This is a genomic window from Photorhabdus sp. RM71S, from assembly GCF_042879355.1.
Classification (GTDB): Bacteria; Pseudomonadota; Gammaproteobacteria; order Enterobacterales; family Enterobacteriaceae; genus Photorhabdus; species Photorhabdus kayaii.
Genome location: NZ_JBHFKV010000004.1, coordinates 1 through 13,539, shown reverse-complemented (window position 1 = coordinate 13,539; position 13,539 = coordinate 1). Strand labels below are relative to the sequence as shown.

At 42.9% G+C, this 13,539-nt stretch carries 10 protein-coding genes; all 10 read right to left on the bottom strand.

Going from position 1 to position 13,539, the window contains the following annotated elements; genetic code table 11:
• Nucleotides 1-79: 79 nt before the first annotated feature.
• The 10 genes from ACGF5R_RS03305 to ACGF5R_RS03260 all read right to left on the bottom strand — a co-directional run bounded on the left by ACGF5R_RS03305 (nucleotide 80) and on the right by ACGF5R_RS03260 (nucleotide 12,865).
• Nucleotides 80-724, bottom strand: a complete 645-nt coding sequence (locus ACGF5R_RS03305) for a hypothetical protein (protein ID WP_387689744.1) — start codon at nucleotides 722-724, stop codon at nucleotides 80-82.
• 788 nt (nucleotides 725-1,512) lie between these two features.
• Nucleotides 1,513-2,337 carry a class I SAM-dependent methyltransferase gene (locus ACGF5R_RS03300; RefSeq protein ID WP_118987793.1) on the bottom strand — a complete coding sequence of 275 codons (825 nt, stop codon included), beginning with the start codon at nucleotides 2,335-2,337 and terminating at the stop codon, nucleotides 1,513-1,515.
• Between the two features lie 11 nt (nucleotides 2,338-2,348).
• Nucleotides 2,349-3,503, bottom strand: coding sequence for a cysteine desulfurase family protein (locus tag ACGF5R_RS03295; protein WP_387689741.1), 1,155 nt, complete (start codon nucleotides 3,501-3,503; stop codon nucleotides 2,349-2,351).
• Between the two features lie 12 nt (nucleotides 3,504-3,515).
• A complete protein-coding gene (locus tag ACGF5R_RS03290) occupies nucleotides 3,516-4,400 on the bottom strand; it encodes a hypothetical protein (RefSeq protein WP_387689739.1) in 885 nt (294 codons plus the stop codon).
• A gap of 784 nt (nucleotides 4,401-5,184) precedes the next feature.
• Complete coding sequence (locus ACGF5R_RS03285; protein WP_387689737.1) at nucleotides 5,185-6,639, bottom strand: amino acid permease; 1,455 nt, start codon at nucleotides 6,637-6,639, stop codon at nucleotides 5,185-5,187.
• A gap of 98 nt (nucleotides 6,640-6,737) precedes the next feature.
• Nucleotides 6,738-7,724, bottom strand: coding sequence for a succinylglutamate desuccinylase (gene astE, locus ACGF5R_RS03280; protein ID WP_387689735.1), 987 nt, complete (start codon nucleotides 7,722-7,724; stop codon nucleotides 6,738-6,740).
• Between the two features lie 12 nt (nucleotides 7,725-7,736).
• Complete coding sequence (gene astB / locus ACGF5R_RS03275) at nucleotides 7,737-9,080, bottom strand: N-succinylarginine dihydrolase (RefSeq protein WP_387689733.1); 1,344 nt, start codon at nucleotides 9,078-9,080, stop codon at nucleotides 7,737-7,739.
• Nucleotides 9,081-9,129: 49 nt separating this feature from the next.
• Nucleotides 9,130-10,605 carry a succinylglutamate-semialdehyde dehydrogenase gene (gene astD / locus ACGF5R_RS03270; protein WP_387689731.1) on the bottom strand — a complete coding sequence of 492 codons (1,476 nt, stop codon included), beginning with the start codon at nucleotides 10,603-10,605 and terminating at the stop codon, nucleotides 9,130-9,132.
• A 2-nt stretch (nucleotides 10,606-10,607) separates the two neighbouring features.
• Nucleotides 10,608-11,636, bottom strand: a complete 1,029-nt coding sequence (gene astA, locus ACGF5R_RS03265) for an arginine N-succinyltransferase (protein ID WP_225816046.1) — start codon at nucleotides 11,634-11,636, stop codon at nucleotides 10,608-10,610.
• Nucleotides 11,637-11,656: 20 nt separating this feature from the next.
• On the bottom strand, nucleotides 11,657-12,865 hold the full coding sequence (locus tag ACGF5R_RS03260) for an aspartate aminotransferase family protein (protein WP_387689728.1): 1,209 nt from the start codon (nucleotides 12,863-12,865) through the stop codon (nucleotides 11,657-11,659).
• Nucleotides 12,866-13,539: the final 674 nt, after the last annotated feature.

Below are 13,539 nucleotides of genomic sequence, written 5' to 3'. Positions count from 1 at the left end.
AAGCACCGAAGCCAGCAGGCAGGCATTCGATGCTAAAAGATCGTTGATAATCATATGATTATATAACAGATATTAAGGATTAGTTCGGTATAGGTAATTGCACATAAGAAATTGTAGTCTCTATTTTAATTGGCTTTTCTGATAGCCATTTATTAAACTCATTCCCTACCTTATAACCTTTAGGCTTACAATTTGATTCATCTTTTTTCAAGGTGACTATTCCACCCAGTCCATATGATTCTCCTCTTGATTCAATATTAATTTCGCAGTTATGTTTAGTTGTAAATTCATTATATAGCCAGCCAGGTTCTACTGTACTAAATTCTATAACGAATTTTTTATCTTCTCTCATCGGATAGCTCTTCGCGTAAGTATATTCAGGAGAAATCCCGCAAAAGCGATTCGGAATGTTAGCGCAAGGAATTTTTTTAAAGTTATTACTATCAAATAACTTATATTCCTCTATTCCCATTCCTCGATACCAGTACATCGCTATCCCTGCATGTTCATCCCTATTTTGGGATTTATTATTAGTTAATATAATTCTATTTCCGGTATTCACCACATCCAATTCACATTTTTTATACATAGACATCACTTTAGTCTCTTGTAGACCATAACTTTTTATTATATTTTCCACCATTGGATCAATATTACATGCCATACTAAAGTGGTTCATAGTTAATAAAGTGAAAATCAGAAAGATTTTTTTATTAAAACTCATATTTCTCTCCTTGCTTTATTGATAGTATTGATGCCAATAAAAACAAAGATATATTTCATATCCGTTATTAACAAATCCATCTATACCCTTCATCTTTCAAGCTGCTGCTTTGTTGGCTGCTTTCACTCACCCCAGTCACATCGTTATCTATGCTCCCGGGGATTCATTCACTTGCCGCCGCGCTGCAACTCGAAATCTATTAGGTATATAAATAAAGGATCAATAACAAAATAACTTCGCAATATAAATCATATCATTTAATTAGTCTCTCTTGTTATTAGCTATCTTAAATAAAGATAGATTGTTAAATCAAAAAATACAAGCTCCATAATAATTAAATTAAAAAACAAAAACACAAAAAAAGACAATTTCAATAACATATAAAATAGATAATTTTTTAGTTGTTATAATATCATATGAATAAAACAGCCATCTATTTATTATTCCAAAATAATATAATAGATATCATCCAATTGCAATTATAGCTATCCACATAATTCAGAAAATAAAGTGTCTATTTATATCTATTGGAAAACATCTAGCAATGAGAATTTTCTCTTACTAGTCGAATCTGCCTCTCTTTATAATATATCTCTCAACAAAAATGTTTTTTCTATTTAAATAACACGCTTACTGATAACTCATATCCGTTTTTTATTTAAAGAAACCAAAAGAACCGCAGGCATAATATGTTGTCTAACCAGAACGATTAAACCGGGCGTCCAGCCCGGCAACAGTGAAGATAAAATAGGTAAAACACCTAATCTGCCCAATCGGACAGGGAACAATTAAGGACGATAACCGACGAAGGCCACGCGCGACAACCTGCGTTCGATTGAAACTAACTGAGTGGTGGACAAGAAATTCTGCATACGTCCGAACGCTTCTTCACCCTCCATTGCAATGAATTGCTCCCTACGCTTCTCACGCCCAGCACGCCAGCGTTCACTGAGTTCAACAACGCTTTGTGTAAGGTCCACCTGCATTTCAAGGCAAAGACCCGCTTCGCTGATGAAACGCTCGTTCAACCCGATCGGGGTATAGAGGAAATAACCTGGCATACCACGTACCATTATCTCTTCTTTACTCAGCATGCCCGTTACCAAGGTAGGATCGGTATACAAAAACCGTCCGCCCGGCTTCAGTAGTCGGCACCACTCACGCAACAAGGCCAACCGATCTGGAATGTGAATGACAGAGTCGATGCACCATAGTGCGTCAAAAGTGCCGTCGGGAAATGGCAGAGGCTGACGAACATCACTGTCGACGAAGTTGCTTCGATCTTCTAGTCCAAAATCTACCGCAAGTTGCCGGGAGGTAAGGAGGCCGTCAGGATGAATGTCAACTCCCGTCACCCTACAACCGCTGGTCCTTGCCAGAAACAGGGCCGGTCCTCCGGACCCACTACATACATCCAGCACATGAGAACAGTCGGATAATTGAAGCCATTGGGAGAACTTTCTAAATTCATCAGCAGAAGACCAGTTGTTCTGCCCCAAGTCTTCGCCATAGGTCTCTTTGCGTACCTCGGATACTGCTTCCGCAGAGAAACTACCGAAAGCCCGCTCGTAAAAACCAGTGCCAGGGCTTGAAGAAGAAGTTTGCATAGTCATGGATAATGCTCCTAGCGAATAGAATTTAATCGAAAGACGAGGTGTTCAATTGCGGTATCCAGTACCGCATTGTCGAGATCCGGATCAAAACAGAACCGAACCGATGCATTGGCCTGAGCTGAGCTCAAGCCGATGCCGGTAAGTACGTGCGAAGGCTGTAGTTCCGCAGAGTTGCAGGCTGAACCTGACGATATAGCCACCTGATGTAACCCGGATATTAGTGCCTCCGAAGCGATACCTTCGAACTGGACGTTCACGATGTATGGGGAACTGCAAGAGAGATCGGTATTCAACACTGCGTTCGGCACCCTTTGATGAAGGCAAGTAATGAAATAGTCTCTCAATGCAGTGACTTTTGCTTGGCGTTGAACAAGGGTCGACTGAACCATCTGGCAAGCAAGACCAAACCCTACAATCAGCGGCGTTGGCAAGGTGCCGCTGCGCAGATGATTCTGGCCGCCGCCATAGATGAAGGGCCTCAAATGTCCCGCAACACGCGCATCGACGAAGAGTGCCCCAATGCCTTTCGGTCCCCGCATTTTGTGGGCGGAAAATGAAAGCATATCAATTCCCGTTTCCTTGACGTTCATGGGAATTTTGCCGACAGACTGGACGGCATCCACATGTAGCCAAGCGCCTGACCGACGCGTGATTGCGGCAATTTCATCCACCGGCTGAACTGTGCCTAGTTCGGAATTCACATGAGCAACGCTGACGATACGGGTGTCGGCGGTCAGTTTGGTCATGACATCTTCCGGTTGTACCCGGCCATTAGCGGCAACCGGCAGATACTCGACGGCCAGCCCCCGACGGCTCAACTCTTTGCCGACCAGTAACACAGATTTGTGGTCGATGGGGCAAAGCAGCGCCCCCGCAGGAGCGCATTCGTTGTGAGTAAAACTTGAGAAAAGCGCAATATTGTTGGCTTCCGTGGCCCCCGATGTAAAGACGATCTCCTCTGGACGAGCACCGATGAGAGACGCCACTTGCTGGGCGGCATTCTCAATCGCATGCCGGGCACGACGCCCCATCACATGGGCGGAGGAAGAATTACCGAATTCATGCTCCATGTAGAATCGCATGATGTCGACGACCTCAGGAAAGCATGGTGTCGTGGCACAATGATCCAAATAGATTACGCCAGTCGGGTTTTCATTGACATTCATAGCGACTCCCCATCAGGAAGTGAAGACGGCAACGTTAACGAGCTTCGAGTAGATCTCTTGCGTCTGCATCTCTCCGCTTCCACCGGGGTCCGCAACAATCACCTTCATACCCGCAAGCCCATACAGAGAAAGCGCCGTGCTGACCCCTGTTTTAACCGGTTGGAAACATTCTCCGGGGGCAAAGATCACCAAAAGGCGATGTTGCGCTTTGTAGACCTCAGAGATCATCTCAGTGATCTCTCCCGCACATCCGGTAACACCGCAGGTAATGAGAGGTCTATAGTCGCCGTTTTCGTCCACAAGGGAAATTTCGGTTCCGGCATCAGGGCCATTGTCGAGAACGCGACGATTCAAGAGCCCTGCTTTGACCAACTTATCGGCGCTTTTCTGGAATCGGTATTTCAGCCAAGTCTCCGGATAAGCAATAGGATGTTTCCGGCTTGCGAGCATGTTTTGCTCAGAAAATTGCCCACTGCGCTCTAAGATGGATTTGTACGAGGCCGGAAGCGCGGAGAATTGCTCGTAGAAGGCACGTCTTAGTTCAGATGCTGGCCCGCTGTCACGCGAAACATATTGCCAATCGTTGATGAGTAGCAGGAATTTTATCGCTTCGAATTGATGTTCAAGCTGCTCTGCGATTCGAACACCAAGTTCCCAGGTGTATCCAGGAAAGATCCCTACGCGTCGCTCAATTTTTTCTCGCATAGGAGCAGTATTTTCTTCAATGACTCCCGGTACAAGGCATCCTTGGTCTTCGTCAAGGAAGAGCATGAAATGCCCTGCCATAATAACGAGATCCGGATGTGGAGCATTAGTCACTTCGGTGAGAATAAGGTCGAGTAGCTCAGTCTCGGATTGAACCAGACGGTGGCTGTTTGAGATGTTAACTTGTTGCATATGCGCCTATATTTATATTATTGATTTTTTTAGCAATTAAAAGGCTGTGTTATAGTTCTGAAAACCGTATGACCCATTTCAACTTTCCTGGTGGATCGCTGAATTTCACTCACTATGAACATCCTCCCTCACAACAATTATCAATTATCTACTGACAATTGATAATAGATAATAGATAATAGATTATATATTTGCATATAATCTATTATAAAACAATTAGCAATATTAATGATTTATCTATGCCCTGTACTATTTTAAATACATTAAATGGCAAAGATTGATGTTGTATATCCTTGCTGTAGAGAGACTAAAGGCGCTGACTAAAACGGTCATTTAACATCCGAATATCAACGCTACCGATATCATAATTCCCACCCATTCGATTTCAGCCACAAGTCTACACATTCCGCGAAACACCAAGTACAATGGGCTTTCCATCCCCATAACCACATTTCACAAACATATTATTGCGCACGTATTCAAATCACATAATGCCGTTACCTTACGCTAGTTATTGACATTACTTAGCCAATTTGGCGTGACGTTTTTCTATGATAGACGTCCAGCCTGCCTATCGGACATTATCGGTAAGCAACTCAAAATTAATTAAAAAATGTGATGATAAATAAAATAAATCATCAACGGTTGTAATTAAATTTTAATGGAAATACCGAAGTTATAAATATCCAATGCTGGATTCGACTAATAATGCACGTAGCATGGAAGGCTGTTTAGGGCTAAACAGCAGATGCGGGCCATAATTTATTATTTCTCAATTAGCTGCCTATGAACGAAAACTCTCTTTCTTTATCTGATAACGCTGTTCTTCCTGTGCCTCATTTTTCTTTTTTACGCGCCATAAAATACTTAACATAATAAACCATAAAGGCGTGCCACAGAGTGCAGCCAATGTATCTGGGTCAAAAACCATTACCACTATGGTAAAGATGAAAAAAATCAGGGTCAGCCAAGTCATTAATACCCCCAAAGGCATCTTAAATATTGAACGTTTATGCACATCAGGGTAATTCTTACGATAAACCAAATAGGCAATCAAAATCACACACCAGCTATAAATCACCATAATCGAAGCAACGGTTGATACAATCGTAAATAACTGCATGACATTCGGTACGATAAATAAAAGTGACGTACCAACCACCATACAGAAACAAGAAAATATCAGACTATGTATAGGAATCGCAGTATTACGGGAAAGAATTTTAAATTTCCGGTGTGCATTCTTTTCCGTTGATAAGCCATAAAGCATACGTGTACAAGCATATAATCCACTATTAGCAGAGGACATTGCCGATGTTAATGCAACAAAATTAACCACTGCGGCGGCGGCAGGCAGACCCGCCAAGGCAAATAGTGTCACAAAAGGGCTGGTTTCAGATGAGATCCGTCCCCAAGAAGTAACGGCAATGATGCTCAACATGGAGAAAATATAGAAAATCATAATTCTCATCGGGATATAATTAATGGCTTTCGGCAATATCTTTTCCGGATCTTTTGTTTCTGCCGTCATCGTGCCAACTAACTCAACACCGGTAAAAGAAAAAATCGCTATTTGAAAACCGGCAAAAAAACCAAAAATACCGTTTGGCAAAAATACCGATGGATCAGTCAAATTATTCACAGAAGCGATCATACCATCCGGTGATTGCCAGCCTACCATCACCATACCAAAACCAATAATAATCAGCGCTAAAATCGCAACAACCTTAATCATGGCGAACCAGAATTCAGCTTCGCCAAATAAGCGGACAGAAAGAAGATTACAAGTACCAAGTAAACCTAGCGTTAAAAATGCAGGCACCCAAAGAGAGACACCGGGAAACCAATATTGAATATACCCACCACACACCACAACATCAGCAATACAAGAGACAACCCAACTCATCCAATAAGTCCAGCCGAGAAAAAAACTGGCTTTCGTGCCTAAATAGTCCGATACAAAATCAGCAAAAGAGCGATAATTCAGTTTAGTAAGAAGTAATTCTCCCATCGCCCGCATCACCATATAGACAAAGAAACCCACAATCGCATAGGTAATAATGATCGATGTACCGGATACGGCAATGGTTTTTCCTGAACCCATAAATAAACCGGTACCAATAGCTCCGCCAATGGAAATTAATTGAATATGACGTGCACTTAGCCCTCGATGAAGCTCTTGCGGATCCGTTAATTTTTCTACCGAAATGTTTTGTTGATTTTTATTATTTTTTTTCATGATAATACCCGTCCGTCATTAAAAAAGCAGTTGACTGCTAAATCTTTCTAAAAAAGAAGTTACCACGGCTTCAGGAAAAAAATGGAATAATGTCTTATTTATTTAATTATTTTTTCATTTAAAGCAAGTAATAATCCTGCTCGTAATCCATTAGCAACCTCAGCATTAGGAAATAAAATAAATTTCGCCGGAAATTTAATTTCCCAATGACAATCATGTTGGCTGGCGATTTCAAATCCTTCTGGCAATTCAGTAAAGTTCAAGGTATCTGCGGGGATATGAAGTTGAAAACTGTCGTGACTCTTAATAATGGAATTGATTATCTGGTAATGTTTCAGTTCAGATTTAATGCGTGCTGTTATTGGCGATAAAGAAATTAAACCATAGAGAGCATCGGTAATTTTTTGGAACCTTGTTAAATCGTTTTCCCCAAAAGGCATTGCTTTACCCATCTCCATCGTACAGCTATCCGCCCCAAACTTTTCACTCAGAAAATGGCTGAAAGTCCCCGCTTTCTCTCGATGGTAAACGAGCGCATCAATATCGCTGTCATGCAACCATTGCATAAATTCAGCAGAAAAGGGACGATTCTGAACAGGCAATAACGCAAATTGCTCATGATGAGAAGCGCGTATAGCGGTATGCAGATCAATATGCCAGCGAATATTTGTCGACGACACCGCAGGTTCAGCAAAAAAGCGACTCACAACATCTTCAAGTTCCGCCGCACGTGCTCGCTCATTTCCCAAAGGAAAATCCAGGTAACGGCCACCAAACATGCGATTCAAATCATGATGTAGATAACGTCGATTCGCACGCATCGCAGGTAAGTTACCGAAGATAATCAATAAATTATTTTTTAGTGTTAATGTACCATCCGCCAACTGTGCGAGTAACTGAATCAATATTTCAATAGGCGCGGTTTCATTACCGTGAATACCGGCGGAAATCACCAGAGACCGATTTTCCCCTTCATGGGGAATCAGTTGCAATACGCCTTCGGCCAACCAATGCGCATTCATTGTTTCTGGGAATGTCAGGTGGTCGGCAAGTTTTTTTTCAAGCAATAACGTTAACAGATCCATATCTGCTCCAATTTAGCGCTGAAATTCATAGATCGATCCTAAATTCAGGATCTGGGTAAGCTCATCCAGAGCGGTATAAACTTCTCGAAGTAATTGGGGATCAGCCAGATCGCGGGTACATAATTCATCACGATAATGGCGTTCTATCCATTTGATCAGGCGATCGCAAAGCGACGTATTTATCAATGTTGCGGGATTGACAGCACGAAATTCAGCATCGTTTAGTACCACCCTCAGACGCAAACAGGCCGGACCGCCGCCATTGCGCATACTTTCCCGCAAATCAAACACACGGACGTCATTAATCGGTGAAGAGGCTTGCGCAATCAGCAACTGTAAATAATCCCAAACGGCGGAACTTTGGCGACACTCCTCAGGAACAACGATCATCATTTTCCCATCAGTTTTACTCAGTAACTGACTATTAAAGAGATAAGAATCAACCGCATCTTTGATGCTGATCTGCTCAGCAGGCACCTCAATCGTGACAAAATCCTGCCCCAACACCGCCATTTTCTGTTTAATTTCGGTCAGCACCTGAGACTGATTAAGATAAGCATATTGATGGTGAAAAAGGACATTTCGGTTGCTGACCGCAATCACATCGTTATGGAAAACCCCACTGTCAATGGCGACCGGGTTTTGCTGGACAAAAACGGTTTGTGCCGGATTAAGCTGATGCAATCGCGCGATCGCTTCACTGGCTTCCAATGTTTGCCGCGCCGGATAACATTTGGGCATTGGGCCGCCGCGAAATGCGCTACGGCCATAGACAAACACCTGTACGCCAGGCGCATCATAATCACCGCCAAGGCGATTATGATTTGCCGCCCCTTCATCACCAAAATCTTCATGTTGTGGAAGAGCCTGGTGATGGACAAAATAGTTTTGATCAGCAAAAGTGGCTTTTAACGCGGCTGACGTCGTTTCCATTTCCAGCGAACGGTGCAATTTGTTGTTTAAATTTGCTACCGTGAAATGGACTCGCTGATCAGCGCTATCCGCCGAAGGTGACACGGTTGCCGCATTTGCTGTCCACATTGATGAAGCAGAACTCAGTTTTGATAATAACGCCGGAGAATATTTGGCTGCTTTATGAAGTATCTGCTCATCACTGCCGACAAAACCTAAATTACGTAAAGCAGGGATATTAGGGCGTTGTTGCGGAGGAAGCACTCCTTGAATAAATCCCGCATCCGCCAGCGCTTTCATTTTCATCACCCCTTGCAGCGCGGCTTTACGTGGGTTAGATATGCTGTCTTTATTATTAATAGAAGCCTCATTACCCACTGAAAGCCCCGCATAATGATGGGTCAGGCCGACCAACCCATCAAAATTTGCTTCAAAACCAGCCATAAATCCCTCTGAAAAAATTGTATAAACTGAAATCTATCCCGTTAAACGATTAATCAGGGAAATGAATCCCCGGCGCAAGCGTTTCAGGTAAAGTGAGTTCGTCGGCAACAAAGGATGCCATCGGCCAGGCACAGTAATCAGCAGCATAATAAGCACTGGGTCGGAAGTTTCCCGACGCGCCAATGCCACCAAAAGGCGCTTTACTGGAAGCTCCTGTCAACGGTTTATTCCAGTTCACAATGCCCGCTCTGGCATCTTCCGACAGGCGCTGGAACAACGAAGCATCCGGCGAAATCAAACCAGTAGCCAATCCGAACCGGGTGTTATTCGCCATTGCCAACGCTTCATCAAACGTGTCATAACGCATAAGCATGAGCAGCGGCCCGAAATACTCTTCATCAGGAACATCAGCGATTTGGCTAACATCAATAATTCCTGGGATCAACAACGTTGATTGCGGCTCGCATTGCTCCAGCGAAACCAAAGAGATGCCACCAAGTTTTTGTAGCCGATCTTGAGCTTCCAATAGATTTTGCACAGCCTGTAGAGAAATGACGCCACCAATGAACGGTTGAGGTTGAGCATCCCAATGAGATGGCACGATCCGCTTTGTCACCTCCACCAGACGCTTAATCACCGCATCTCCGTGCGTGCCATTTTTTACCAACAATCTGCGGGCACAGGTGCAACGTTGACCGGCGGAGATAAATGCTGACTGCACAATGGTGTAAACAGCGGCATCAATATCGTCGCAAGCATCGACGATCAATGCATTGTTTCCCCCCATTTCAAGTGCCAACATCTTCTCTGGCTGACCACCAAGCATGCGGTGAAAGTGAAAGCCAGTATTGGCACTCCCCGTAAACAGTACGCCATCAATCTGCTTATCCTCCAGCAATGCTGTCCCGGTACTGCGTGCTCCCTGAACCAGATTTAGCACACCGGCGGGTAAACCGGCTTTTTCCCATAATTTCACTGTTTCTTCCGCAGTCATCGGTGTCAGCTCACTCGGTTTAAACACCAGTGTATTACCCGCAATAAGCGCGGGAATAATATGACCATTAGGCAAATGCCCAGGAAAGTTATACGGACCAAAAACCGCCATCACACCGTGAGGACGGTGACGCAGTAAGGCACGGCCGTCTGGCATAATCGTTTCTGACTCACCAGTACGCTGTTCCCACGCTTCGATAGAAATAGCCGCCTTACCTATCATGGATTGTATTTCAGTTCGAGTTTCCCATAACGGTTTACTGGTTTCCTGACTGATAACACGAGCAAGCGTTTCTTTCTCCTCATTCAGCAAAGCCGCAAATGTCTGAACAACCTTAATCCGCTCACTGGCGGGCAAATGTGACCAGGCATAAAACGCCTCGCGGGCAGCATGACAAGCAGCTCTGACTTGAGAAGCATCGGCGCTGTTAGCTTGCCACAGAATCTGTTGATCTATTGGGGAAAACTTAGTTATCGACTCACCCTGCCCCTCAATCCATCTTCCCCCAATGTAATGTACTTTATAATTCATGCTTAATTTTCCTTTGGAAAGAGACTAACGAGCCGCACCTGATCCCTATCGCTTACTTGAAGTGCATCCATCTCAGCGGTTGTCAAAAAAAGTTCATGACTGTCACACGCCACATTCAATAAAAGCGCTCGAAACTCATTAAAATGCTGATTGGCAACGATGCAAGGAACACCATCGTCTCTGGTCACTGATTCGACTTTACTGATAGGAACGAGACGACTCTCTTTTACTGCCCGTATCCGGTTAATCTCAGCCTGTAATAAAGCGCCGCCATCAAAAATATCGATATGGCCTTGATAGGTAAGCCCTTCTTTTTCAAGAATTGCCCGCGCGGGTACTGTTTTCTCATGGACCTGTCCAATCACCTTCTGCGCCTCAGCAGATAATAAGGATATATAAATAGGATGAAGGGGCATGAGTTCGGCAATAAAGGTTTTCGACCCAATACCGGTTAAGTAATCCGCCTCGGAAAAAGGAATGCCAAAAAAATGTTGTCCCAGTGAATTCCAGAAAGGGGAATTTCCTTGCTCATCGGCAACCCCGCGCATTTCAGCGAATATAATTTTAGAAAAAATATCCCTAAACGCGGCAATAAAAAGAAAACGTGCTTTGGAAAGAAATATCCCATTTCTTCCCTTCTGATATTCCGGATCAAGGAACAACGTACACAATTCACTGTTACCGGTCTGATCTTGTTCCAAAGTCAACGCTTCAATAGATTTATAAATCCCCAATTCACGTGATGAACGAATGGTTTTTTGTACCCGAAAGTTATAAAACGGCTCCTCCAGCCCAACCGCCACTTCGATGGCACTGACACCCGCCACCCGATTCACGCTGGTATCTTCCAGCACAAACAAGAATCCCTGCTGAGCCCTGGCCAGTTTTCCCTCAAAAGTATCAACGCTACGTGCAATACGTGAGCGTAATTGCTCCAGGTTATTGGGAAAAGATGTCAAACCTATACCAGCGTGTTGAGATAAAGATTGAACCCCATTTAAGTCACTATGCTGGACAGCTCGGAAAAGCATCATAACGTCACCTTCAACTATTAACCTACAAACCGCATGATGGCGCTTTCAAGACGAACCAGACCTTCATCAATATCAGCAAATTCGATATTTAATGCCGGCGCAAAGCGCAACACATCTGGACCCGCGATCAAGGCAATTAATCCCTCCTCTGCCGCCAAGTTAGTTAATTGCTTCGCCTTACCCTGCCAAGCCTTATCCAATTCAGCACCTAAAAGCAGCCCTTTACCTCGCAAGCAACTGAATATTTGGTAACGCTGATTCAGCTTCGATAATTTATCCATGAAGTAATCGTGACGTTGCAAAACGCCGGTGAGCAATTCCGTCTGATTAACAATAGAAAGCACCTTATCGGCAACTGCCGCCGCCAGAGGATTACCGCCAAATGTGGTACCGTGTGTTCCAGGTTGAAAAACCGCTGCGATAGGTTGCTTTGTTAACATAGCGCCGATAGGAAAACCGCCACCGAGACCTTTAGCACTAGTAAGAATATCAGGCTCAATACCATATTCCTGATAAGCATAAAGGTATCCTGTACGGCCTACCCCTGTTTGAATTTCATCAAAAATAAGCAGCGCTTGAAAACGATCACATAAAGTCCGTAATTCCTGCAAGAACGCCGGATCCGCGGGAATAACACCGCCCTCACCGATAATAGGTTCGACAATAACCGCACAGGTGTTTTCAGAAATATGTTCTCTGATCGCAGATAAATTATTATAAGGAAGATGCGTAATTTCTTGCGGAAGAGGGGCATAATCTTGTGAATATTTTGGCTGCCCTCCTACGGTAACGGTAAATAATGTTCTACCATGAAAAGAATCTTTAAATGAAATAATTTCATTTTTATTTTTTCCATATTTATCAGCGGTATATTTCCTGGCTAACTTTAATGCTGCTTCGTTAGCTTCCGCCCCTGAATTACAGAAAAATGCTTTATCAGCAAACGTATTCTCCACCAGTCTTTTGGCTAATTTCAGGACAGGTTCATTGGTGTAACCATTACCTATATGCCATATTTTCTCAATCTGAGAAATTAACTCATCCTTTAATTCAGGATGCGCATGACCTAATGAATTAACGGCAATTCCACCGGCAAAATCGATATATTCCTTGCCATCTTGATCCCATACTTTCGAACCTTTGGCCCGAACAGGTATGAACTTAGCAGGAGAGAAACAGGGCACCATATAGTGTTCAAACCAACTTCTCTGAATATTTTCTAACATAGATCATTTCCCCTTAAAATAGAGAGTACACGGATGAGAGAAAGTAATATGCCCCGCATCATTTTTCGTCTCACACTTACACAACTTATTTAATGTATGCCAAGTAAAAGGTTTACCAAACTGAAACCTAAAAAGCCTTAAAAATAATAAGATTACAGGATCTATTTAATATTATTCTTATTAATCCCATGACTATTTCCTAAAACATAGTTGCTCAGCCATTAGACAGATACTGTTGCCCATACTTAACAAAGTCAACACAAGTTGTACACAAAAAAAATACTTTTTGATCTTGTTCAAAATTCCAAAAAGTATTTTTATGCACAATTTATGCACTTTATGTGAATAAAAATCGAATAAAAAGTGCATAAATTAAATCTACTACATATAGATAAAACGAATAAATAAATAATTATTCATTAATAACGCTAGAAATTTATCTACTTAAATGTAAAATAAGATTTGACCGAATTTAATTTTCAAAAATCAGAGTAAACCGATAACCAAAACAACAAAAGAGGTGAACAATCTGACAATAACTTAATATAAAATTAACTATCCAGGGCAGATTCGACTAATAAGTGCAATTTTTCAGAAGGGCGGTCAGTTGCTATAGTAGGCATCTTTCTCGCCAAAGGAAAATGCACTATGGCCTATACACAACTGACCGAAAC